This window comes from Arthrobacter sp. zg-Y40 (assembly GCF_020731535.1).
Lineage (GTDB): Bacteria > Actinomycetota > Actinomycetes > Actinomycetales > Micrococcaceae > Arthrobacter_B.
Map to the genome: position 1 here is coordinate 16387 of NZ_JAJFZS010000003.1, position 22273 is coordinate 38659.

Annotated in this window: 21 protein-coding genes and 1 pseudogene; 7 read left to right on the forward strand and 15 right to left on the reverse strand. The window is 66.7% G+C overall.

Annotated features, from left to right (window positions below):
• Positions 1-4 precede the first annotated feature (4 nt).
• Positions 5-1360, forward strand: coding sequence for an APC family permease (locus LJ754_RS03745; RefSeq protein WP_227925524.1), 1356 nt, complete (start codon positions 5-7; stop codon positions 1358-1360).
• A 120-nt stretch (positions 1361-1480) separates the two neighbouring features.
• Here the strand turns inward: LJ754_RS03745 and LJ754_RS03750 are convergent, their stop codons facing one another.
• The 8 genes from LJ754_RS03750 to LJ754_RS03785 all read right to left on the reverse strand — a co-directional run bounded on the left by LJ754_RS03750 (position 1481) and on the right by LJ754_RS03785 (position 8473).
• The gene (locus LJ754_RS03750; RefSeq protein ID WP_227911805.1) at positions 1481-2557 is read right to left on the reverse strand and encodes a YihY/virulence factor BrkB family protein; all 1077 of its coding nucleotides are present in this window, start codon (positions 2555-2557) and stop codon (positions 1481-1483) included.
• Between the two features lie 91 nt (positions 2558-2648).
• A complete protein-coding gene (locus LJ754_RS03755; protein WP_227911806.1) occupies positions 2649-2969 on the reverse strand; it encodes a PRC-barrel domain-containing protein in 321 nt (106 codons plus the stop codon).
• Between the two features lie 106 nt (positions 2970-3075).
• Positions 3076-4293, reverse strand: coding sequence for a mechanosensitive ion channel family protein (locus LJ754_RS03760; RefSeq protein ID WP_227911807.1), 1218 nt, complete (start codon positions 4291-4293; stop codon positions 3076-3078).
• 68 nt (positions 4294-4361) lie between these two features.
• Positions 4362-5408 carry an iron-siderophore ABC transporter substrate-binding protein gene (locus tag LJ754_RS03765; protein WP_227925525.1) on the reverse strand — a complete coding sequence of 349 codons (1047 nt, stop codon included), beginning with the start codon at positions 5406-5408 and terminating at the stop codon, positions 4362-4364.
• A gap of 161 nt (positions 5409-5569) precedes the next feature.
• On the reverse strand, positions 5570-6826 hold the full coding sequence (locus LJ754_RS03770; RefSeq protein ID WP_227925527.1) for an NAD(P)/FAD-dependent oxidoreductase: 1257 nt from the start codon (positions 6824-6826) through the stop codon (positions 5570-5572).
• Positions 6823-7167: a bifunctional 3-phenylpropionate/cinnamic acid dioxygenase ferredoxin subunit gene (locus tag LJ754_RS03775; protein ID WP_227911810.1), complete on the reverse strand. Its 345-nt coding sequence runs from the start codon at positions 7165-7167 to the stop codon at positions 6823-6825. Before LJ754_RS03775 ends, LJ754_RS03770 begins: the two co-directional genes overlap by 4 nt.
• Positions 7168-7277: 110 nt before the next feature.
• On the reverse strand, positions 7278-7664 hold the full coding sequence (locus LJ754_RS03780) for a MarR family winged helix-turn-helix transcriptional regulator (protein ID WP_227911811.1): 387 nt from the start codon (positions 7662-7664) through the stop codon (positions 7278-7280).
• A gap of 179 nt (positions 7665-7843) precedes the next feature.
• A complete protein-coding gene (locus tag LJ754_RS03785; protein ID WP_227911812.1) occupies positions 7844-8473 on the reverse strand; it encodes a TIGR03085 family metal-binding protein in 630 nt (209 codons plus the stop codon).
• Positions 8474-8659: 186 nt separating this feature from the next.
• On the opposite strand from LJ754_RS03785, the gene LJ754_RS03790 reads away from it, so the two are divergent.
• On the forward strand, positions 8660-10633 hold the full coding sequence (locus LJ754_RS03790) for an acyl-CoA dehydrogenase family protein (protein WP_227925529.1): 1974 nt from the start codon (positions 8660-8662) through the stop codon (positions 10631-10633).
• Between the two features lie 7 nt (positions 10634-10640).
• On the opposite strand, the gene LJ754_RS03795 is transcribed toward LJ754_RS03790, so the two are convergent.
• A complete protein-coding gene (locus tag LJ754_RS03795) occupies positions 10641-11249 on the reverse strand; it encodes a TetR/AcrR family transcriptional regulator (RefSeq protein ID WP_227925532.1) in 609 nt (202 codons plus the stop codon).
• A gap of 112 nt (positions 11250-11361) precedes the next feature.
• Here LJ754_RS03795 and LJ754_RS03800 point away from each other — a divergent pair, with 112 nt between their 5' ends.
• From LJ754_RS03800 to LJ754_RS03810, 3 genes are all read left to right on the forward strand, one after another.
• On the forward strand, positions 11362-12207 hold the full coding sequence (locus tag LJ754_RS03800; RefSeq protein ID WP_227925534.1) for an SDR family oxidoreductase: 846 nt from the start codon (positions 11362-11364) through the stop codon (positions 12205-12207).
• A gap of 116 nt (positions 12208-12323) precedes the next feature.
• Positions 12324-13577, forward strand: coding sequence for an acyl-CoA dehydrogenase family protein (locus LJ754_RS03805; protein ID WP_227925535.1), 1254 nt, complete (start codon positions 12324-12326; stop codon positions 13575-13577).
• A gap of 3 nt (positions 13578-13580) precedes the next feature.
• Complete coding sequence (locus tag LJ754_RS03810; RefSeq protein WP_227925538.1) at positions 13581-14678, forward strand: phosphotransferase family protein; 1098 nt, start codon at positions 13581-13583, stop codon at positions 14676-14678.
• Positions 14679-14695: 17 nt separating this feature from the next.
• On the opposite strand, the gene LJ754_RS03815 is transcribed toward LJ754_RS03810, so the two are convergent.
• The gene (locus LJ754_RS03815; protein WP_227925540.1) at positions 14696-15733 is read right to left on the reverse strand and encodes an NAD(P)-dependent alcohol dehydrogenase; all 1038 of its coding nucleotides are present in this window, start codon (positions 15731-15733) and stop codon (positions 14696-14698) included.
• Between the two features lie 123 nt (positions 15734-15856).
• Between LJ754_RS03815 and LJ754_RS03820 the strand changes: the two genes are divergently transcribed.
• Positions 15857-16369, forward strand: coding sequence for a hypothetical protein (locus LJ754_RS03820; protein WP_227925542.1), 513 nt, complete (start codon positions 15857-15859; stop codon positions 16367-16369).
• Here the strand turns inward: LJ754_RS03820 and LJ754_RS03825 are convergent.
• Genes LJ754_RS03825 through LJ754_RS03830 form a run of 3 tightly spaced genes read right to left on the reverse strand, consistent with a single transcriptional unit; the run spans position 16363 to position 18313 of the window.
• On the reverse strand, positions 16363-16776 hold the full coding sequence (locus LJ754_RS03825) for a DUF5956 family protein (protein WP_227925544.1): 414 nt from the start codon (positions 16774-16776) through the stop codon (positions 16363-16365). The two genes, LJ754_RS03820 and LJ754_RS03825, sit on opposite strands and share 7 nt — an antisense overlap.
• A 32-nt stretch (positions 16777-16808) precedes the next feature.
• Positions 16809-16910: an MFS transporter small subunit gene (locus LJ754_RS17030; protein WP_442860305.1), complete on the reverse strand. Its 102-nt coding sequence runs from the start codon at positions 16908-16910 to the stop codon at positions 16809-16811.
• Entirely contained in the window at positions 16910-18313 is a 1404-nt protein-coding gene (locus LJ754_RS03830; protein WP_227925546.1) for an OFA family MFS transporter, read from the reverse strand. The genes LJ754_RS17030 and LJ754_RS03830 overlap by 1 nt, the downstream gene beginning before the upstream one ends.
• Before the next feature lie 333 nt (positions 18314-18646).
• Between LJ754_RS03830 and LJ754_RS03835 the strand changes: the two genes are divergently transcribed.
• Positions 18647-20704 carry a hypothetical protein gene (locus tag LJ754_RS03835; RefSeq protein ID WP_227925547.1) on the forward strand — a complete coding sequence of 686 codons (2058 nt, stop codon included), beginning with the start codon at positions 18647-18649 and terminating at the stop codon, positions 20702-20704.
• A gap of 118 nt (positions 20705-20822) precedes the next feature.
• Here the strand turns inward: LJ754_RS03835 and LJ754_RS03840 are convergent.
• Together LJ754_RS03840 and LJ754_RS03845 are read right to left on the reverse strand one after the other, a co-directional pair.
• Positions 20823-21575 (reverse strand): annotated as a pseudogene (locus tag LJ754_RS03840) (IclR family transcriptional regulator); the annotation flags it as partial.
• Between the two features lie 57 nt (positions 21576-21632).
• Entirely contained in the window at positions 21633-22229 is a 597-nt protein-coding gene (locus LJ754_RS03845; protein ID WP_227925549.1) for a dihydrofolate reductase family protein, read from the reverse strand.
• Between the last annotated feature and the right edge of the window lie 44 nt (positions 22230-22273).

The window sequence follows — 22273 nt, forward strand, 5'->3', positions numbered from 1 at the left end:
TTTTATGGGAGAAACCACGCAGGAAAAACCTGCATCCAAACTCAAGCAGGGCATCACCGGCCCCATGCTCTATCTGTTCATCCTCGGCGACGTGCTGGGGGCAGGAATCTACGCATTGGTGGGCGATGTTTCCGTGCAAGTCGGAGGCGCCATCTGGGTTCCGCTCGTGGTTGCCCTCGTGCTCGCGATGCTGACCGCAGCCTCGTACGCGGAATTGGTCACCAAATACCCCAAAGCCGGCGGTGCTGCAGTGTTCGCCCAACGGGCCTTCAAGGTGCCGGCCATCTCGTTCCTGGTCGGTTTTGCCATGCTGGCTGCCGGAGTGACCAGTGCCGCAGGCCTGTCCCAGGCATTCGCCGGCGACTACCTGAAGTCCTTCCTGGACGTCCCCACGGTGCCGGCCGCCATTGTGTTCCTGCTGCTGGTGGCGCTGCTCAATGCGCGCGGCATCTCCGAGTCCGTCCGCAGCAATGTGGTGATGACGGTTATCGAGGTCTCCGGCCTGGTCCTGGTGATTGTGCTCGTGTCCCTGATGGTGGGCAAGGGCGAGGGACACCCCGAGCAGATCACGCAGTTCCCGGCGGATACGAATCCTGCGCTGGCTGTCCTGGCGGGCTCCATCCTGGCGTACTACTCGTTTGTAGGGTTTGAGGTTTCAGCCAACATCGCCGAAGAGGTCCGCGATGTCCGACGGGTCTATCCACGGGCCATTTTCGGCGCCATGCTTACCGCCGGGCTCATTTACGTGCTGATCGGCATCGCGGCGTCCATCGCCCTGCCCACCAAGGACCTCTCCGGTTCCACGGGGCCGCTGCTGGACGTTGTCAGCGCCACCGGCTTCGGCATCCCGGACTGGATCTTCAGCGCGATTGCCCTGGTAGCTGTGGCCAACGGCGCCCTGCTGACCATGATCATGTCCTCGCGGCTGGTTTACGGCATGTCCGAGCAATCGCTGCTGCCCGAGGTCTTCAGCAAGGTGCTGCCCAACCGCAAGACTCCGTGGGTGGCCATTGTCGCCACCACCGCGGTGGCCATGCTCCTGACCCTGACCGGCGGGGTGGCCGCGCTGGCCGAAACCGTGGTCCTGCTGCTGCTCTTCGTTTTCATCAGCACCAACGTCGCGGTGATCGTGCTGCGCAAGGACAAGGTGGAGGAAAAGCACTTCCGCACCCCCATCGTGCTGCCCTACCTTGCCATTGCCTCCTGCGTCCTGCTGCTCACCCAGCAGAGCGGTGACACGTGGCTGCGGGCAGCTGCCCTGATGGCCGTTGGCCTGGTGCTGTACTTCGCCCGCCGGTTCTCCAAGGGCAAGAACCTGGGCACCCGGAACCACGGCGGCGCCAAGGACACCGGGCACTAGCCCACCCGGCACCTGCTGCACTTTGAACGTCCAGCCGGGCCCCTAAAACAAAACCGCCCCCGGACCAGTTGGTCCGGGGGCGGTTTTTTAGGTCGGGCGTGCCAGGGCTAGCCGGGCAGGTCAGTCCTCGTGCAGGTCGTCGTCGTAGTCCTTGCCGGCGTGCTGCTGGCGCAGCTTGCGGCCCTCGGCGATGTCTTCCTCTTCCTGTTCCTGGCGCTTCTCCGTCTGGCGGGTGTCGCGCGGGGGAAGCTGTACGGATTCCTCGGCCTGGATACCGGCCTGGAGTTCGCGGCCGCGTTCCACCTCGGCGTCGAACTCGGCACCGAAGAGCAGGGACACGTTGGCCAGCCAGATCCACAGCAGCAGCACAATCACGCCGCCAATGGCACCGTAGGTGGCGTTGTAGTTGCCGAAGTTCGAGACGTAGAAGCTGAAGCCGGCGGTCACAATCGCCAGGATCACCAGGGCAATCAGCGAGCCCATGCTCATCCAGCGGAACTTGGGCTGCTTCACGTTCGGGGTGGCGTAGTAAAGGACCGCGATAATCAGAACTGCGAAGATCAGCATGACCGGCCACTTGGCGAGGTTCCAGACGGTCACCGCTTCACTGCCCAGGCCGATGACGTTGCCGATGGCTTCGGCTATCGGGCCGGAGATCACCAGCATCAGCAGCAGTGCCGCCGCCATGAGGACCAGGATCAGGGTCACGAGCAGCTGGGTGGGAAGCAGCTTCCAGGCGGGCCGGCCTTCATCCACTTCGTAGATGCGGTTCATGGAACGGCCAAACGCCTTCACGAAGCCGGAGGCGGACCACAGGGCGCCGAGAATACCGACAATCAGCGCGAGTCCGGCGGTGCTGGAGGTGGTCAGCTGCTTAATGGGGTCTTCAAGGACCGATGCAGCGTCTGACGGCGCGAACTGCTTGACGAAGTCCAGCAGTGCATTGGTGGTGCTTTCCCCCTGACCCACCAGACCGAGGATGGAAACCATGGCCAGCAGTGCCGGGAAGATCGCCAGGACCGTGTAGTAGGTCAGTGCCGCGGCCAGGTCGGTGCACTGGTCCTTGGAGAACTCGCGCACCGTCTTCTTGAGGATGTATTTCCAGCTGGGCTTGGAGACCTCGGTTGGTTTGTCCGGTTTGCTTGCATCGTCGGGACTTGGTGCTGTCTCGGCTTTGCTGTTGGTGTCCTGCGCCACTACGGCCTCCTGGGTGAATCGATGTCAGATCCCCATCGTATTTGTAAGTGTCCTTAGTAACAAAGGGGCACCACAAACAGGCCGGCCGGGTTCAAGTGTTCCGGCCCAGGCCGTAGTACTCCATCAGGACACTTTCTTCGGCCGGACTCAACGGGTTTTCCGGATTGGCGCCGGGTGACTTGGAAACCTTTTCCTTGGAGTAGTTCACAAAAATGTCCTGCCCGTCGCGCCGGGCGGCAGCGAGCGGCACGTAGTGTTCAGCCGATTCGAACAGGCCCAGGTTAACGGTGATCCACGCGGGCTGCCCGGTGTCGCGGTCCAGGTGGACTTCCCCCACCAGGCCCAGCCGCTCGCCGTCATTCGCCCACACACTCGATCCCTGGATTTCGTGAAGCACAAAGGCGTCCGCCATCGTTGATCCCTTCGCCGGTCCGGCGCAACAGCCGGGGGTCTTATTGCCGCCCGGCGGGCGGCCTCCTGTCAACAGTGCCGGACGCACGGCGGCCGGGCAGGGGAAATCAGCGCGGCGTGTCCGCGTTCTCCTCGCGTTCGGCCATGACGTCCTCACCCGGACCGGAGAAGCTCTGCCGGCGTTCGACGGCGTCGATGCTGCCGGTGAACAGTTGGGAATCGCTGGTGTCGGAGCTGCGCACCAACGGCGCGGTCCGCGGTCCGCTGTGGACATCCGTGCCGGTCTTGCGCACCTCTTCCCAGCGCTGGCGCGGGAGGGCGTCCGGGTGCCATTCCTGCAGGTAGGTCACCATGGTTTCGCGGATCAGGCAGCGCAGGTCGAACAGCGTCCCGCTGTCCACGGCGCTGACCAGGATACGGACCCGCACCACACCGTTCACGGCCTCGGTCACCTGCAGCACACTGGTGCGCTTGTCCCACAGTTCGGTGCCGGCCAGGGTCTCCTTCAGCTTGGTGCGCAGGTCCCCCACCGGTACCCGCCAGTCAAGGTCCAGCTCCACTGTGCCCAGGATCGCGGATTGCCGGCGGGTCCAGTTCTGGAACGGCGTGGTGGTGAAGTAGGTGGAAGGCAGGATCAGGCGCCGGTCATCCCAGATATGCACCACCACGTATGTCATGGTGATTTCCTCGATGGTGCCCCACTCGCCTTCCACCACTACGACGTCGTCGGCGCGGATCGCGTCGGTGAAGGCCAGCTGCAGCCCGGCAAAGACATTGCTCAGGGTTCCCTGCACGGCAAGGCCGGCCACAATGGAGAGCAAACCGGCGGAGGCAAGGATACCGGCGCCCAGCGCACGGACCTCGTCAATGGTCAGCAGCACAAAGGCCACGGCAATGGTGATCAGCACGGCGATGCCGATCCGCCGGCCCAGGTTCACCTGGGTTTTCAGGCGCCTCAGCCTGCGGTTGTCCCGGGTGTCGGTGCTGTACTTCGTGAGGATCATGGCCTCGATGATCAGCAGCGTCACGACGCCGAACCAGGCCAGCGCGCCGATCAGCCCCAGCACCAAAAGGTAGTCCAGGACCGGCAGCCAGGACGCCCCGGGCGCTGTTGCGCCCAGGGCAATCCGGATGCCGATCAGCCCCAGCACCAGCCGCAGCGGGTTCCGGGCCTTGACGGAGATCTCCCGGATGCTGGGCACCTTGCGGAACGCCCGGTTGGCGCCCTCGCGTGCGATCCAGGCGATGATCAGGGCAATGCCTACTGCCACGAGGACGGCGAAGAGCGGTTTGAGGCTAACTGCAAGGTCAAGCAGGTCTTCCATGCTTTCGATGATCCCAAACCCCGGTGGGGTGCTGTCCAATCGGATGTTCGTTGCGGGCGGAAGTGCGGTTACTGTGCGTTGTCCGCGGCGGTGGCAGCGTCCGCGATCATCGGCACTACGTTGTCCAGGGCGTACGGGATGCTCAGGACATTGATGGCGGACGTGGAGAACACGCGGGTCGGGTCTGCGTCGGCCACCAGCGCGCCGTTCTTCACGGCGGGGATCTGGCTCAGCAGCGGGTCGGCGGCAATGGTGTCGGCAACATCCTCGCTGGCCACCCAGCTGATGAAGATGTCCGAATCCAGCTGGTTGAGGTTTTCATCGGACCAGGGAATGTAGAACTCGTCGCCCTTGGTGTTCTCGGCCACCACGGGTGCCTGGGTCAGGCCCAGGGACTCCATGAACTTGGGGCGGTTGTCCAGCGCGGTGTAGACGGAGTTCTCCGCACCCGGTGCCAGGTTGCCGTAGATGAAGGTCTTGCCTTCGAGCTGCGGGTATTCGGCGGCCTTCTCGGTGATGGCCTTTTCCGTGTCCGCCACCAGCTGCTGGGCCTCATCCTCCAGGCCCAGCGCCTTGCCGGTCAGGGTGGCGGTGTCCTGCCAGGAGGTGCCCCACGGGGCGTCAGGGTAGGCCACGACGGGAGCGATCTTGCTCAGCTTGTCGTAGTCCTCCTGGGACAGCCCGGAATAAGAGGCCAGGATGACGTCCGGGTTGGTGGCAGCGACGTCGTCGAACGCAATCCCGTCCGCTTCGGAGTACTGTGCCGGGGCGTTCTCCGAGCCGATGGGGGCGTCCAGGTCCTCAAGGGCCTCGTCGATCCAGGGCGTGGTGCCCTGCTCGTTGCCGCCGAACTCGATGGTGGGCATGCCTACGGGAACAACACCAAGCGCCAGCGCGGTCTCGGCGTTGGCCCAGGCAACTGTCGCCACCCGTTCGGGGGCCTCTTCGATAACTGTTTCGCCGAAGGCATGCTCAATGGTGACGGGGAACTGGTCACCGGCGGCGGCGCTGCCGGTGGACTCATTTTCGCCTGCGGCACCGGTGGAGCATGCGGAAAGGGACAGAACGGCGACGGCGGCCGCGGCAGCGGCGCGGCGCATCCTGGACAGGGCCATATGGGGCTCCTTGGAATCACGTAAAACGGACGGAACGGACCCTGCGGACGCGGATCCAAAATAAGGTTAACCTAGGTTTGGCTCAATTACGCAACGCTAACGTTGCGTAATACTCCGCACAGCTTCCAGTTACACCGGCCAGTTCCATATGGAAGGGCGGTTCAGGACTTCCCACGGGCCATCTTGCGCAGGTCAGCCGCCGGGTCCTGCAACTGCGCCGGATCAACCGCCCGGCCCGATTCGATCAGCTTCCGCGCCGCACGCACGGCCGTCCCGCCGTCCACGGCAGCCACTCCGGCCAGCGTGCCGGCGGGAGAGACGCGGAACACCATGAACCCGGGTCCGGGTTCTCCGCGCAGCACCGTCCGGCCGGGACCGGCCATGCTGCCGGCCATCTCCAGGTGGATCCCGTAGCGGTCGGACCAGAACCAGTCGGGTGCGGCCTGCGGGGGCTCGACGCCGAGGATCCCGGCCGCAGCCGCCTCACCCGTGCGGCGGGCGGCGTCCCAGTGCTCGAACCGCCGGCCCGGCGTGCCGTCACTGTTCCGCAGCCGGGAGGAGTCACCAGCGGCGAAAATTCCGGGCTGCGAGGTGGCGCCGGAGCCATCCACCAGGATGCCGTCGTGGACCTGGAGCCCGGCCTCTTCTGCGAGCGCAGTTTCCGGCTCGCTGCCCACCGAGACCAGGACGGTGGTGGCGGGGAGCACGGCTCCTGCGGCCAGGACCACGGTCAGGGCGTCATCACTGGCACCGGCACCGGCACCGGCACCGATGGCTGCGGGAGTGTCCTGCACGTAGGCAGTGCCGTGGGCGGCGTGCAGTCCGTGCAGGTAACTGGCCAGATCCGGACCGGCCGCCCGCTCAAACGGCAGGTAAGCCGGATCCACCATGGTCACGGCAGCGCCCAGGGCCCGGGCCGTCGACGCGGTTTCCGCCCCCACCAGTCCGGCACCGATGATCACCAGGTGCGCGCCGGGGAACAGCCGCTGCCGCAGCGCCAGGGCATCCGCGGCGGAGCGCAGGGTCAGGACACCGGGCAGGTCCATGCCCGGCAGCGGCAACCGGCGGGCGCGCGCACCCGCGGCCAGCAGCACCGCGTCGGCACGTAGTTGCCCGCCCGAGGCGAGGGTGAGGGCGGGGGCGCCGTGTCCGGCGTCGAGCTTCACCGCAGTGTCCGTGACCACCTCGACGGCGTTGTCCGCGTACCAGCCGCGGGGTGCCAGTTCCAGCTGCGGCAGGTCCAGGGTTCCGGCCAGGAACGCCTTGCTCAGCGGCGGACGGTCATAGGGCAACCCGTCGGGATCAATAAGCTGCAGGGTACCTGCGTAGCCGCGGCGGCGGAGTTCGCGCACCGCACTGAAACCGGCGATGCCCCCGCCCACAACGGCTACCGTTGCAGGGGCCGGGCCTGCGTTCACGCGTCCTGCGGAGCCTGGTTGGGGTACAGCCACACTTCGCCGTCGCGCACCTCCACCCGGTGCGCCCGGGTGTTGACCAGGGCGGGCAGGCAGAGCGCTTCGCCTGTGCGCATGCAGAAACGCGCGGAATGGATGGGGCATTCCACCTCGTCGCCCTCGATCCAGCCGTCCGCCAGGGAGGCCTCTTCATGGGTGCAGGTGTCATTCAGGGCGTAGAAGTTCCCGTTGTCGCTGTGGAACACGGCAATGTCATCCGCGGTGCCCGCCGTTTCGGCGTCTACCGTGAGGGCTTCACCCTCTTCAATCTCGTCCGCATCGGCAACTCGGATACCCTCGCTCATGCCTGTCCTTCCCGGCGCCAAGGCCAAAAACGTGCTGCTCTTACCTCAACACGTTACCCCGGCCCAGCGGGTCGGCAGGCTGCTGCCGCGGTGGACACCGCGGCGGTCCGTTAGGCCGTGCCTGGTCCGGTCGACGACGCCGTCCCGTACTGCCGGGCCGGTTCCAAGCCGCGGATCAGGGATATTAGTTCTGCGCGCAGTTCCGGGCCGATGCCGGCCGTGGAAGTGTTCTGCTCCAGGTTTTCCGCGTCGGCGAGCATCTTCTGGCCGCGCTCCGAGATGGCCATGAGCCGGCCGCTGCGGCCCGTAGTTTCGGGCGGCACCTCTTCAACGAGGCCCTGTCCCGCCATGCTCACCAGTGATGTTCCGAGAGTCTGCGCGGTCACCCGCAGCCGCCGGGCCAGTTCCGCCCGCCGCATGGGTCCGTCCGTGAGCAGCACCCGCAGAACCGTCACCCGTTCCTGGGTCAGCCCCAGGGCGCGCAGCTTGTTATCCACTTCCCGTCTTACCAAGCGTGCAGCTGTTGACAGCAGCCGCACGGGTTCCCAATCCCCCTCGTTCTGCATCTTCCTGCTTCCCTGATACGTCATTGGTAGGCGATCCAGCTCCGCTGAAACAAATCAGTGTGCTTACTATTTCAACGGCATAGGAGGGGTGCTTGTCAAGCCGGGAGCACCTACTCGCCGGCCCATTCCCGGAAGGCACGCACGGATTCGCCGCTGCCTTCCACGCTGACGTTGGCCGCTGCCCGCCGGCCCATGGCGTGCAGGGCCAGATCCACCACGTTTCCCGAGACCAGCACGGGAGTGTCGCCCGCCCGGACCCGCCTCCGGCCGAACCCGGGAACGGCCAGTTCCACACCCACCGGCGAGCTCCGGTAGCCCATCCGCGCCATCAGCCCCAGCTGCTTCCACAGTGCCTGCTGCTGCCCGGCCGGCAGCTCACGCGGTGCGGCGGCACCGGTGCCGCGGCGGATGTCCTCGTGGTGCACCACGTACTCCACCAGATTCGCGGCGTCGGCCCGGAACGGGGAGAACCGGCCCGGTCCGGCAGCGAAACGGTCCACCAGGGCGGCATAGCCGTGGGGGGTGGCTGCAGCGGAGGCCTCGGCGCCCAGGTTCTTCTCCTGCCCGGGCTTGGGCCGGCGCAGCACGTCCGCGGCCATCTTCCACGGCGCGTGCTCGCGCAGCACCAGGTGTGCCAGCAGCCGGCGCACATCCCAGCCCTCGCACAGCGTGGGCGCCAGCGGATCCGCCTCCCGCAGTGTCCGGACCAATTCCGCGCGTTCGCTGTCCACCCAAGCCATAACCGTCTCCTTTTGCGTTGTACTGCCGCCGATTTTCCACCCGTTGGAGGTACTTTCCCACGGCAATGCTGCCTGCGCCCCACATTAGCCGCGAACCCTCTTTACCCTTAGCTACCGCGGCGTAGCATGGTCCCCACAGTGAGCCGAGGCCGCCCCTCCATGCGGCCAAAACAGAGGAGAAATCCCATGAGCACCACTGATCTTGCCCAGGGGTCCGGCCCCGACAGCAGCGCTCGAAAAATCAAGGACCGGGTGGTCACGGAACAGGATGCCCGCAACGCCACCGAAGAAGCCCGGGACACGGGCGAATCCCGCCCGAGCTTCGCCAAGGGAATCTACCTGGGCAGTTACAACCTGGACCTCATCCGGTCCCTGCCGGCCCTGGATCCGGCCGAGGAGGCCCGGGCGGAGGCTTTCCTGGAGGAGCTGGCAGCGTACTGCCGCACCCTGGACGGCCGCCTGATTGAACGCACCGGCGTCATCCCGGACGAGTACCTGCGCGGGTTGGCGGACCTAGGTGTGTTCGGCATCAAGATCCCCCGGCGTTACGGCGGGCTGGGGCTGTCACTGCTGCACTACGGCCGCGCGCTGATGCTGCTGGGCACCGTGCATCCCAGCATGGGGGCGCTGGTCTCGGCGCACCAGTCCATCGGCGTGCCGGAGCCGGTGAAGGTTTTCGGCAACGATGAGCAGAAGCAGGAATACCTGCCGCGCTGCGCCGCCGGAGCCGTGACGGCCTTTCTCCTGACCGAGCCCGACGTCGGTTCCGACCCCGCTCGGCTGCGCACCACGGCCATCCCGTCCGAAGACGGCAGCGAATACGTCATTGACGGGGTCAAGCTGTGGACCACCAACGGCGTGATTGCCGAACTGGTGGTGGTGATGGCCGCAGTGCCCCCGCACGGGGAATCCAAGGGCGGAATCAGCGCCTTTGTGGTGGAAATGTCCTCGCCGGGCATCACGGTGGAGAACCGCAACAACTTCATGGGCCTGCGCGGCATTGAAAACGGCGTCACCCGGTTCACCAACGTCCGGGTCCCCGCCGCGAACCGCCTGGGCCGGGAGGGCCAGGGCCTGAAGATCGCACTGACCACGCTCAACACCGGCCGGCTGTCCATTCCGGCCATGTGCGCGGCATCAGGCAAGTGGTCGCTGAAGATTGCCCGCGGCTGGGCCAATGCCCGGGAGCAGTGGGGCCGGCCCATCGGCCGGCACGAGGCCGTGGGCAAAAAGCTCGCCTACATTGCCGCCACCGGCTTCGCACTGGAGGCGGTCTTCGAGCTATCCGCAGAACTGGCCGACGCCGGCACCAAGGACATCCGCATTGAGGCGGCCCTTGCCAAGCTGTGGGCCAGCGAAATGGCGTACAACATAGCGGACGAGCTGGTGCAGGTGCGCGGCGGCCGCGGCTTCGAGACCGCGGACTCGCTGGCCGCCCGCGGCGAGCGCGCGGTCCCGGCGGAGCAGCAGCTGCGGGACCTGCGGATCAATCGCGTGTTTGAGGGCTCCACCGAGATCATGCACCTCTTTATTGCCCGGGAGGCCGTGGACGCGCATCTCTCCGCCGCCGGTGACCTGGCCGTGGCGGATGCCCCGCTCGGCGCGAAGGCAAAGGCGGCCATGAAGGCCAGCGGCTTCTACGGCAAGTGGCTGCCCACACTCGCGGCAGGCAAGGGCAGCGTGCCGACGTCGTACGCCGAGTTCGGCATCCTCGCCAAGCACCTGCGCTTCGCCGAGCGGGCTTCACGCCGGCTCGCCCGGTCCACGTTCTACGGTATGGCCCGCTGGCAGGCGGGGCTGGAGCACCACCAGGTGTTCCTGGGCCGGATTGTGGACATTGGTGCGGAGATTTTTGCCATTTCCGCGTCCTGCGTCCGGGCCATGAACATCCGCCGGAAGGATCCGGAGGAGGGCCGGAGCGCTTTTGAGCTGGCGGACGCGTTCAGCACCGAATCCCGGGTGCGGATCGAGACCCTGTTCGAAGAACTCTGGCGCAATTCGGACGCCGCGGATCGCAAGGTGTCCAAGGGTGTGCTGGACGGGCGCTACACCTGGCTCGAGGAGGGCGTGCTGGACGCGTCCGAGGGCACCGGCCCGTGGATCTCCGAGACTGCCCGCGGGGACGAACCGAAGGAGAACCTGCACCGCTGGTACCGGTAAGGACCGGCTAGCGGGCACCCACCGCGCCCCGGCAGATCTGCACATAGCGGGCCGCCAGCTCCTCGGGACTGAGCGGCCCGCCGGCGCGGTACCACTGGGCCACCCCGGTGCACATGGTGGTCACCGCCCGGCTGGCATCCTTGGGATGGGCGGTGCAGAACCGCCCGAGCCGGACAGCGTCGGTCACGACGTCGTCCAGCAGCTTCTGCTGCCGGTCCCGCGCCGCAATGTGCCCGCTGCGGGCCGCGCCCTCCAGGCTGCGGATCTCGCTCGCGGCGATAAAGGCATGCTCCCACCGGTAGGCGTGCACCAGCACCAGGCATTCGATCAGCAGCGCGAACCGTTCCTCCACATCGTCCCCGGCTTCGGCCAAGGCCGCCGTGCTGCGGGCATACAGATCCGCCATGGCGGACTCGGCTATCCCGACCAGCAGCGCTTGCTTGGACGGATAGTGGTGGTACAGCCCGGGCACGGACAGTCCGGCGCGTGCGGCCACGGTGCGGATGGCGGTGCCGTGGTAGCCGTGTTCCAGAAAGCACTCCAGTGCGGCGGCCAGCAGCGGCGGCAGGACGGGAACGGAAAAGTCCCGCCAGTCGGGCTGGGGTGCGGCGCTCATGGCATCCTTCCGGGGTTCGCGGGGAACAATTGTGACCCTTGACACAACTTGCGGGCCTGCACCAGACTACCCATACCGAGCGGTCGCTCGGTAGTAGGGACAGGCGGAGCATATGACAGAGCAGTCAGCAGCGGACGAGTCAGCGGACCAGGGGCAGTACACGGTGCAGGACCTGCCGGAGCCCGCACCGGCCAACCAATCCCGTCTGGCGGGCAAAACCGCCGTCGTCACCGGTGCCAGCCGGGGCATCGGGCTGGCCATCGCCCGCCGGTTCGCGGCCGAAGGGGCGAAGGTGCTTATCACCGCCCGCAACATCGGCCCGCTCAAGGAAGCCGCCACGGAGTTCCCGGAGGGCAGCGTCCTGTTCCTGGCCGGCAAGTCCGATGACCCGGACCACCGTGCCGAGGTGCTGGACACCGTGGCCCGGACCTGGGGCACGCTGGACATCCTGGTGAACAACGCCGGCATCAACCCCGTCTACGGCCCTCTGACGGAACTGGACCCGGAGGCCGCCCGCCGCATCCTGGACGTCAACGTGCTGGGCACCTTGGCCTGGGTGCAGGCCCTCTGCGCGCATCCTGCCCTGGACTTCACCGGCCGCGGCGGGTCCGTCCTGAACCTCTCCTCCGTCTCGGCACAGACCCCGGCGCACGGCATCGGCTTCTACGGCATCAGCAAGGCCGCCGTGGAACAGCTCACCCGCACCCTGGCCGTGGAACTGGCCCCCTCCGTGCGGGTCAACGCCATGGCCCCCGCCGTGGTGAAGACCCAGTTCGCCCGGGCACTGTACGAGGGCCGGGAGGAAAAGGTCAGCTCCACCTATCCGCTGAAGCGCCTCGGCACCCCCGAAGACGTGGCCGGCGCCGCCGCTTTCCTGGTCTCCGACGACGCCGCGTGGGTCACCGGGCAGGTCCTGAACCTCGACGGCGGCCTGCTGGTGGCCGGCGGCTCCGCCTAGCCCGCCGCAGTTCCCGCCGCCCGGCAACACCACCGGCCGCCTTCCCCCTCCCCCCTTCCCAAGCAGCGCCTCCAGCCCCTCCCCCACGCAGCCCGCTCCAGCCAAAGGACCCGCCCATGAGCACCGCATCCCTGCCTCCGGAGATCGAAGACCTGCGCCTGCGCACCCGGGAGTTCATCCGGGGCACGGTGCTGCCCGCCGAACCGCGGCCGGGCGCCGTCGTGCCCGAGGACCTGCTCGCGGACCTGCGCGCCGCCGCGAAGGCCGCCGGCGTGTTCGCGCCGCACGCCCCGCGCGAGTACGGCGGACAGGGGGTCCCGTTGCAGCACTGGTCCCCCATCTTCCAGGAGGCCGGATATTCGCTGATCGGACCGTCGGCGCTGAACTGCATGGCACCGGATGAGGGCAACATGCACATGCTGCACCTGATCGGCAGCGAGGAGCAGAAGCGCCGCTACCTGGCCCCGCTGGTGGCCGGGGATGCGCGCTCCTGCTTCGGCATGACCGAACCGCACCCCGGCGCCGGCTCGGATCCGGCCGCGCTGCGTTCCCGGGCGGAAAAGGTGGACGGCGGCTGGCGGATCACCGGCCATAAACGCTTCACCAGCGGCGCCAACAACGCCTCGTTCTGCATCGCCATGGTGCGCACGGACGCGGTGGACGGCGCGCCGGCCGGCGCCACCATGCTGCTGGTGGACATGGACGCCGCCGGGGTGCGGATCGGCGAGCAGCTGCACACCATGGACCGGGCCATCGGCGGCGGGCATCCGCACGTGCACTTCGAGGACGTGTTTGTGCCCGACGGCGCCGTGCTGGGTGCTCCCGGCGAAGGCTTCCGGTACGCGCAGGTTCGGCTGGGTCCGGCCCGGCTCACCCACTGTATGCGCTGGCTCGGGCTCGCCCGCCGGTCCCTGGATATCGCCCTGGACCGCACCAACCGCCGGGAAATCTTCGGATCCGTGATGAACGAGCTGGGCCTGGCGCAGGAAATGATTGCCCAGTCCGTGATCGACATTGAAACCTCGGACGCCATCATCACCAAGACCGCCGCCCTGCTCGAAACGGACGCCAAAGCCGGGTCGGCCCTGTCCTCGGTGGCCAAGACCCACACCTCCGAGGCCGTGTACCGGGTGATTGACCGCAGTCTGCAGCTGTGCGGCGGCGACGGCGTCACCGACCGGCTGCCGCTGGCCGCCTACCTCAACGAGGTCCGCGCCTTCCGCATCTATGACGGCTCCAATGAGACGCATAAGTGGGCTATTGCCCGCCGCGCCTCCGCCGCGCGCCGCCGCGAAGTGGAACGCGGCGCACCCTTCCTTGCCGATGTGGCGGAGAACGACGCCGCCTCCCCCGCCGACGCGAAAGCCTGACCCATGCACACCACTCCTGACGGCCGTGAAGTTGTGGCCACCCGCGCCGACGCCGAAGCGCTGGATTCTCCCCCGCTGCTGATCCTGGACGAGGTCACCGCCTTCCTTGACACCCATAATCTGGGGAGCGGCCCGCTGTCGTGGGAACCGATCGGGGACGGGCAGTCCAACATCACCTACCGGATCCGCCGCGGCGCCGAGGACTTTGTGCTCCGCCGCGGGCCCCGGCCGCCGCTGCCGCGTTCCACCCATGACATGGTCCGCGAGGCACGGATCCAGCAGCTGCTGCGGACCCAGGGCGTGCCGGTGCCGGAAATCCTGGCTGTCTGTGAAGACGACGCCGTGCTCGGGGTGCCGTTCTATGTCATGGCCTATCTGGACGGACTGGTGATCACCAACAGCATTCCGGACTCCCTGTCCTCCATGGAGCAGCGCCGGGCCACCAGCGAAGCCGTCGTTGACACTCTGGTCCGCATCCATGCCGTAGACGTCAGCAGCGGGGACCTGGCGGCGTTCGGTAAGCCGGACGGCTACCTGCAGCGCCAAGTTGCCCGGTTTTCCGGGCTGTGGGACATCAACACCACCCGCAGCCTGCCCGAGGTGGCCCGGATCGGCGGCTGGCTGGCGGACAACATTCCTGCCAGCTCCGCCGCGGCGGTACTGCACGGGGATTACCGGCCCGGAAACCTGATGTTCGCCCCCTCCGCCCCGGCCCGCGTGATCGCCGTCCTGGACTGGGAAATGTCCGCCATCGGCGATCCGCTCGCAGATCTGGGCTATCTCACCGCCACGTATTCGGAACCGGGTAGTGAATCCACGCCGCTGGAGCTGACCAGCGTCACCCGCAACCCCGGCTACTTCACCCGGGCCGACGTCATCGAGGCGTACCGGCAGCGGATGGACCTGAACCTGGATGCACTGCCCTGGTACCAGGCGCTGGCGCTGTGGAAGGCATCGATTTTCTGCGAGGCCATCTACACCCGCTGGCTCAAGGGCGAACGGCCGAATGACTTGGTCTTCGGCCCGTCGCTGGAGGCCGGGGTGCCGCAGCTGCTGCGTGCCGCCGCCGGGTTCGCCGGGCTGGCTCCGGCACCGTTGTAGACGTTGCTTCTCCGGGGTTACGGCACGACGACGGCGCGGCCGATCAGCTGGTTGTTCTTCAGCTTTTCGTAGGCGGCGGGCGCTTCGTCCAGGCTGAAGACTTCGGTGTGGACGTTGATGCCGTCACCGCGGGCGAGGTCCAGCACCTCAAACAGCTCGGACCGGGATCCCCAGTACGGTGCCCGGATGGAGGATTCCCAGGCACTGGTCGCGGCCATGCCCACCGGCAGGGTGCCGGCACCGACGCCCACCAGCACCTGGTCCCCCTGCGACGCCACCATGGCCTGGCCCAGATCCAGGGTTGCCTGATTGGTCACGAAATCGAACACGGCGTCCACGCCCCGGCCGCCGGTCAGGTCCCGCACCATGGCCACCGCGCCGGGCTCGGAGGGGAAGGTGTAGTGGGCACCGACGTCGGTTGCCAGGTTCAGTTTTGCTTCGTCGATATCCAGGGCCACAACGGTGGCCGCGGTGATGGCCCGCAAAATCTGCACGGCTACGTGCCCCAGGCCGCCCACACCGATCACTACTGCTGTGGCGCCGGAGGGCAGTTTCTCCAGGGAACCCCTGATCGCGTGGTACGGGGTGAGGCCGGCGTCCGTCAGGGATACGTTCTGCACCGGGTCCAGGTCCCCCAAGGGGATCAGATGCCGCGGGCTGTCCACAATGAGGTATTCCGCCATAGCTCCGGGGGCACCCAGGCCGGGCGGGGCGATGCCGAGCTTCGCGGCGTTCCGGCAGTAGTTTTCCTTGCCGCTGGCGCACTCGTAACACATGCCGCAGCCCCAGGGACCGTAGACGGCCATGGAGGCCCCTGGTTCGAGGTGCTCCACGCCGTCGCCCACCTTGTCCACCGTGCCGGCACCCTCGTGGCCCAGTGTGAGCGGCAGACCGTAGACATACTCGCTCTCCGGCAGGCTCATGATGAATTCGTCAGAGTGGCACACGCCCGCGGCGGTCATCTTCAGGCGCACCTGCCCGGGGCCGGGCTCCGGAGTTTCGATGTCCACTACTTCCGGCGGCTGGCCGATGGTGCGGTACTGAAGGGCTTTCATCGCTTGCTCCTGCTCTCCGCCCCGGCAGAAATCCACGGCACGGGTAGATGGAATGTGCCCGTTAAGCGTTGCACCTGCCGCGCCGGTTCCACAGCCCTCCGGGCGGCGGGTAGCGTGTGGGCCATGAAGAATCTTCCGCTTTCGCTTGCCCTTGCTGCTTCCTCGGGGCTGTTTACCCTGCAGCGGCCGGCGGATTGGTCCCCGGGAATGCGCCGCACCTTTGTGCTTGTTCCGGGCGCAGCCCTCGGCGTCCTCAGTGTCCTGGCGGTCCGGGCCGGTGCCCAAAGCGGGCGGGAACCGGCGGGCGGCGGGACGGGGAACCCGGTTCCGCCGGTAGCGGCCGGGGATCAGGAGACCGGGGGCGCCGCGGCGCCTGCTCCCGGCGCCGGGCCCGGCCCGCGGATGAGGCTCGTCGGTCCTGCTGTTATCGCTGCCACGGTGGGCGCAACCGCCAGCGGAGTCCTTGCACTCACAATGGTGCTGGACCAACGTGTTGAAGCCTGGCTGGTCCGGCGCGGGGTGGCCCGGCCGCGGCGGGTGATGGCCGCGGCGTCGGCGCTCAGTTCGCTGCTTCTGGACCAGGTTATGGACGCGAAGGACCTTAAGGGGCGCGGGGATTCGGCAGCCGGTCAGTAAAGCCGCCGGATGGCTTCCGCTACCACCGGATAGGCGGCCGCTGCATAGGCCTCGCCGTCGAGGCCGGGCAGGCCGCCAAGCTCATCAATAGTGTCGTTCAGCCGCCGCCAGAGTGCTTCGTCCGAGTCAATGCCGGCGGGGCGGGCCAAGAACCAGGCATATCCGCGCGGTACGGGCGGAATGCCCAGCGGCGCCAGGTACTCATTGGCCATTTCATACAGCCACTCCTCGTCCTCGCCGGAGAGGATCTCACGGGAGGGCAGGATATCATTCAGGGAGCCGGGGCGGCGGCGGGCATGAAAAGGTCCCGCCGCCCACCCCAACATCAGGAACCAGCCGGAGAAGGGCAGGTGGGTGTAGCTGTCGTCTTCCTTCGTGAGGACAGGAAAATCATCCCAGCTCACCATCACCTGCCCCTCCCCGTGTTCCGTAGCCGGGTCTAGCCGAAGAGCGCCGAAGCCTTGCTCACGGTCTGAAAGATCCCGTAGGCCAGCGGAGCTCCCACCAGAACCCAGCTCACTGTCAGCTTTGCCTTAGTCATTAGCGTTCTCCGTTCACGGTAGCGGTCTGTTCCGGAGCCGCCGGTGCGGACTTCGGCTCGTGGTAGCGGGATGCTACCGGCGTGACCAGCAGGTTGGCGATGAAGCCCACCACCAGCAGGCCCACCATGGTCAACAGTGCGGGCTGGTAAGCCGCGGCCGTGAGTTCACCGGGAGTGCCCTGGGAGTCCAGGAACGAGTTGACGATCAGTGGACCGGCAATGCCGGCGGCGGACCAGGCAGTGAGCAGCCGGCCGTGGATAGCGCCAACCTGGTAGGTGCCAAAGAGATCCCGCAGGTAGGCCGGTGCCGTAGCGAATCCGCCTCCGTAGAAGGAGATGATGATGAACGCCAAAGCGACGTACAGGAAGGTGGAACCGCCGCCGAACAGGGACAGCAGGATGTACAGGGCGGCGCCGCCGCCGAGGTAGAGCATGTAGATGCGCTTGCGGCCGATCAGGTCCGAGGTGGCGGACCAGACAAAGCGCCCGCCCATGTTGCCGATCGAAAGCAGGCCCACGAATCCGCCGGCGACGGCGGCGGTCACCAGCGACGCGCCGTCGGGCTGGCGGAAGAAGTCCTGGATCATGGGGGCAGCCTGTTCCAGGATGCCGATGCCGGCCGTCACGTTGCAGAAGAGCACAATCCAGACCAGCCAGAACTGCCGGGTCTTGATGGCGTTGGCCGCCGAAACGTGGTTGGTGGTGACCAGGGACTTTGACGCGACGGTGGCGGGGTCAAAGCCCGCCGGTTTCCAGTCGGCGGCCGGAACCCGGATGGTCGCGGCGCCGTAGAGCATGTAGATCAAGTAAATGGCTGCCAGTGTCAGGAACAGTTTGCCCACGGCGTCGCCGCTGGCCACCCAGCCGGGGGTTCCGGACTCCGGATCGTAGAAGGTGAGCAGCGCCGAGGACAGCGGGCTGGCGATCAGGGCCCCGCCGCCGAATCCCATGATCGCCATGCCGGTGGCCAGCCCGGGCCGGTCCGGGAACCACTTGATCAGCGTGGAGACCGGGGAGATGTAGCCGATCCCCAGGCCGATGCCGCCGATCACCCCGTATCCCAGGTACAGCAGCCACAGCTGGTGGGTGAAAATGCCTGCGGCCCCGACCGCGAATCCGCCCACCCAGAACATGGCCGAGACAAACATGGCCTTGCGGGGTCCGTTGGCGTCCACCCACGTGCCCATCACGGCGGCGGAAAGCCCGAGCATCACAATGGCAATGGAGAAGATGATGCCGATTTGGGTGAGGCTGGCGTCGAAGTAGTCCACCAGGGCCGTCTTGTAGACGCTGGTGGCATACACCTGGCCGATGCACAGGTGGACGGCCAGCGCTGCCGGCGGGATGACCCAGCGGTTGAAACCGGGCGGGGCAATGGTGCGGTCGCGATCCAGCCAGCTCATGCGGACTCCCTTGTCAGAGGTCGGACGGTGCATCAGGAGTCAGGATGCCCCTCCGTGCGCGCCATGTCCCGGTGCGACACGCGTTTTCCCATTAGCGGAGGGAAACATACCGCGCAACCTACTCTTCGGTAACTAATTTCTCGAAATGCTTGCTTTGTTACCGCTGGGTAGCTTAGATGTAACAGACATCACACTAGCCCGGACTGATTTCGTCATGTTGTTTCCACTTCAGTGGGACGGACCCGTCCGGTCGCACCGCGAAGGCTGCGCCTACCGGCGTGCTGCACGCAGCCCAGTCAGTCTCGACAGCATGAAGCAGAAAAAGGATATTCAATGACGAGTTCCACGTCCGGGCGTGCCACTTCCCGCCCACACACACTCTTAACCGCACTCCTGGCCTTGTTCCTGATCCTCCTTTTGGCCTTCTTTGTGCTGTTCACGGGCAAAGTGTCCGCCGGCGCAACGGAGCTGAGCGACGGCGCTGAGCGCGCCAACACGGGAGCCAGTGACCTGCAGGAAGGCGCGGACAAAGCCAAGGAAGGCGCGGACAAGGTAGCCGCAGGCTCCGCCAAGGTGGATACCGGCGCCAACACGCTGGCCACCGGCATTTCCAGCGCCAAGGCCGGCGTCACCACCCTGAAGGACGGCGCCACCAGCCTGGATGAAGGAGCAGCGAAGCTCCTCACCGGCGCGGAGGCCGCCAACACCGGCGCCAACAAGCTCGCTGCCGGCGCCTCTAGTGCCAACACCGGCGCGCAGCAACTGGCTACGGGTGGGGCACAACTTCAAGATGGAGCTATTCGGGCGGATGCCGGAGCGAAACAAATTGCTCTAGGGAACGGCGACCTGAATGTTGGTGCCGTTGAGGCAAAGAAGGGTGCACAGGCTGTAGCACAGGGCGCCCAGGACATCTCGAATGGTGCCCAACTCCTCAATGAGAAGTTCTCCCCGGTCGTGCCCGGTTCAAAGGCGCTCCATGACGGACTGGTTCTCGTGGACGGTGGGGTAAAGCAACTGGCTGCTGGATCTGACAAGGTTCACAAAGGCGTGGGCAAGGTCAGCGATGGGCTGAGCAACCCTACAACCGGTGCTGTTCCTGTTTCCGGTAACGTCAGCAAGCTGACTGCGGGCATTGCCCAGAGTCTCGCACCTGCCGCAGCCGAGGCAGGAAACGTGTCCACAAATGCAACCGCTGCAGCCACAGAGGCTCGAAATGTCCAGACCGCAGCCGCTTCAGCTTCACCAGCGGCGGAGGCAGCGCAAATAAGCGCGACTGCTGCACAGACATCGGCTGACGCACTCGCTTCCGCAATTGCAGCACTGCCGGAAGGGACCGCCTTGACCCCGCAGCAATTGAGTGAATTGCAGCGACTCGCGGCAGAAACGCAAACGAACACAGGCACGTCCGTCACGCGCATAGATACGGCGAAGAGCGAGCTGGCAGCAGTTTCCGCCTCTTCTGAGCGAGCAGAAACAGCGGCAACGGACGCGGCGACAGCCGCATCTACTTTCGCTGCTAAGTGGACCACTGCAGGTGTAGGCATTGTCCCCAACGCCTTGCTGGCCAACGGTCTAGCCAATGCCCTCAACCAAGGTCTTGTAGATGCCGCCCACGATATCGATGTGGGAGACAACACCGAAGACAACCCCAAGGGCCTTTTGCAGGGTGCGAAGGATGTCCGTGACGGAGCGGCCAAGCTCGCCGCTAAAGAAAGCGTGCCAGCCCTCCTCGCCGGGTCGAAGCAGATCGCTGATGGAGCACCCCAGGTGCGAGACGGGCTGCAGCTCCTCGTCAACGGAGGGAAAGCACTCAACACAGGCGCCAAGGCGTTGGCAGACGGCAATCAGGCAATCGCCGACGGTGCAGGCAAGTTGAACGCGGGTGCGTCCGAATTGGCCAGCAAAACCCCGGAGCTGGTTGCAGGTGCCGGAAAAATCGCAACCGGTGCAGGCACCCTGTACACCGGCATAGACACGCTGGAGACCGGCGCCTACACGCTGGCCGACGGCAACTACAAGATCTACGACGGCACCATCACCCTGGCCGACGGCACCAGCCGCCTGAACACCGGCACCCAGTCCCTGGACGAGGGCGTCACCAAGCTCGACGACGGCGGCAAGACCCTCACGGCAGGCACCAAGGAGCTCAAGACCGGCGCCTCGGACCTGGCTGAAGGCAACGGCAAGCTGGCCGACGGCAGCAAGACCCTGGCCGACGGCAACGGCAAGATCGCTGACGGCGCCGACACCATGCGGGCCAGCACCACGGCACTGACTCCGGGCGAGATCATGACCTCCCCGAAGATCCTGGCCGTGCTGATCCCGCTGCTGCTCCTGCTGGTTCCGATCGGCATGCTGATCGCCGGCACCCGCCGCAAGTCGCAGTACTAGGCACTACCGCATCACCTCGCACCACTAACGGAAGGGCCGGTACCGCAGCTGCGGTACCGGCCCTTCCCCGTTGCAGCCCCGGGTTGGGGGGGGGGGGTGCGGGCCGCGAGCCCCCCGCGCGGTTCAGCTCGGCGGAAATCTGCTCCACCGCACTCTGCAGCGCCGGCACCGCCCGCTCCGCAAAGGCCGCATCCACGCGGGACACCGGTCCGGAGACTGAGACGGCGGCCGGCGTGGGGGCATCGGGCACCGCCATGGCGAAGCAGCGCACCCCCAGCTCCTGTTCCTGCTCATCCACCGAGTACCCGCGCTCCCGGATCCGGTCCAGGTCCGCCAGCAGTGACTCCGCACTGCCCATACTGTGCCCGGTGGGGGTCGGCATCCCGGCCCGGGCCACCAAACTGCGGACCTTCTCCTCGGGCAGCTGGGCCAGGATGGCCTTGCCAACGCCGGTGTTATGGGTATGCACGCGGCGGCCCACTTCCGTGAACATCCGCATAGCGTGCGGGGAGGGGACCTGGGCCACGTAAACCACCATGTCGGCGTCGAGCACCGCCATATTGGCGGTCTCCCCCAGCGCGTCCACCAGCTGCTTCAGCTGCGGCATGGCCAGCGCGCCGAGCTGCTGGTTGGCGCCCTCCCCCAGCCGGATCAGCTTCGGGCCCAGCGCGTAGCGCCGGTTGGGCAGCTGCCGCGCATAGCCCAGGCCCACCAGGGTGCGCAGCAGCCGGTGGATGGTGGGCAGGGGCAGCCCGACGGACCCGGCGAGTTCACTCAGCGACACGGACCCGCCCGCATCGGCAATCCGCTCCAACAGTTCGAAAACGCGCTCCACCGACTGCACGCCGGCCCCGGCGGCACGTTCAGCCATTGTTGACCCTTCCGACGATCTGCGGGGAGTTTATCGCATGGCGGAAAAGGGTTCTCGTCAGGAGGACTCCGCTGCCCGGTGGACCAGGGTCACCGCCAGCGCACCCGAGTCCGTGGTTTCCTTGCGGGTCAGGACATAGTCACCAAGATCGGCCGCGCTGTTGAACAGCCGCTTCCCCTCCCCCACCGTGACCGGCAGGATCAGCAGCCGGTAGCCGTCCACCAGCCCGGCGTCGTACAGGGACCGGGCCAGCTGGTAGCTGCCGTGCACCTGGACCTCGCCCGTGCCGTGGGCCTTGATCTCCTGCACGCCCGCCAGCACGTCGCCGCGGATGAGCCGGGTGTTGTTCCAGCCCGGGTCCGTGAGGGTTGCCGAAACCAAGTACTTGGGCATGCGGTTGATGTGGTCGGCCACCAGGTCCAGCGGGTCGAGGGCGTCCTGCCAATAGGGCCAGAGCAGCTCGTAGGTGGTCCGCCCCAGCAGCAGCGCGTCCCCGAAGTGGAACCACTCCGTGGCAATGCGGGCCACCGCGGGGTCCATATGGTTGATCATCCAGCCGCCGCCGGCAAACCCGCCGGATGTGTCCTCGTCGGCACTGCCCGGACCCTGCATCACGCCGTCGAGCGTCAGGAAGGCATTAACTGTCAGTTTCACCGGACACCCCTGTTCTCCCCTGCTGCTTCAAGGTTCTGCCCGGG

Bases quoted from the DNA above. Each gene is read 5' to 3' on its own strand.
- LJ754_RS03745 (WP_227925524.1), top strand. From the start codon at position 5: ATGGGAGAAACCACGCAGGAAAAACCTGCATCCAAACTCAAGCAGGGC.
- LJ754_RS03755 (WP_227911806.1), bottom strand. From the start codon at position 2,969: ATGGCGGACGCCTTTGTGCTTCACGAAATCCAGGGATCGAGTGTGTGG.
- LJ754_RS03760 (WP_227911807.1), bottom strand. From the start codon at position 4,293: ATGGAAGACCTGCTTGACCTTGCAGTTAGCCTCAAACCGCTCTTCGCC.
- LJ754_RS03765 (WP_227925525.1), bottom strand. From the start codon at position 5,408: ATGGCCCTGTCCAGGATGCGCCGCGCCGCTGCCGCGGCCGCCGTCGCC.
- LJ754_RS03775 (WP_227911810.1), bottom strand. From the start codon at position 7,167: ATGAGCGAGGGTATCCGAGTTGCCGATGCGGACGAGATTGAAGAGGGT.
- LJ754_RS03785 (WP_227911812.1), bottom strand. From the start codon at position 8,473: ATGGCTTGGGTGGACAGCGAACGCGCGGAATTGGTCCGGACACTGCGG.
- LJ754_RS03790 (WP_227925529.1), top strand. From the start codon at position 8,660: ATGAGCACCACTGATCTTGCCCAGGGGTCCGGCCCCGACAGCAGCGCT.
- LJ754_RS03795 (WP_227925532.1), bottom strand. From the start codon at position 11,249: ATGAGCGCCGCACCCCAGCCCGACTGGCGGGACTTTTCCGTTCCCGTC.
- LJ754_RS03800 (WP_227925534.1), top strand. From the start codon at position 11,362: ATGACAGAGCAGTCAGCAGCGGACGAGTCAGCGGACCAGGGGCAGTAC.
- LJ754_RS03805 (WP_227925535.1), top strand. From the start codon at position 12,324: ATGAGCACCGCATCCCTGCCTCCGGAGATCGAAGACCTGCGCCTGCGC.
- LJ754_RS03810 (WP_227925538.1), top strand. From the start codon at position 13,581: ATGCACACCACTCCTGACGGCCGTGAAGTTGTGGCCACCCGCGCCGAC.
- LJ754_RS03815 (WP_227925540.1), bottom strand. From the start codon at position 15,733: ATGAAAGCCCTTCAGTACCGCACCATCGGCCAGCCGCCGGAAGTAGTG.
- LJ754_RS03820 (WP_227925542.1), top strand. From the start codon at position 15,857: ATGAAGAATCTTCCGCTTTCGCTTGCCCTTGCTGCTTCCTCGGGGCTG.
- LJ754_RS03825 (WP_227925544.1), bottom strand. From the start codon at position 16,776: ATGGTGAGCTGGGATGATTTTCCTGTCCTCACGAAGGAAGACGACAGC.
- LJ754_RS17030 (WP_442860305.1), bottom strand. From the start codon at position 16,910: ATGACTAAGGCAAAGCTGACAGTGAGCTGGGTTCTGGTGGGAGCTCCG.
- LJ754_RS03830 (WP_227925546.1), bottom strand. From the start codon at position 18,313: ATGAGCTGGCTGGATCGCGACCGCACCATTGCCCCGCCCGGTTTCAAC.
- LJ754_RS03835 (WP_227925547.1), top strand. From the start codon at position 18,647: ATGACGAGTTCCACGTCCGGGCGTGCCACTTCCCGCCCACACACACTC.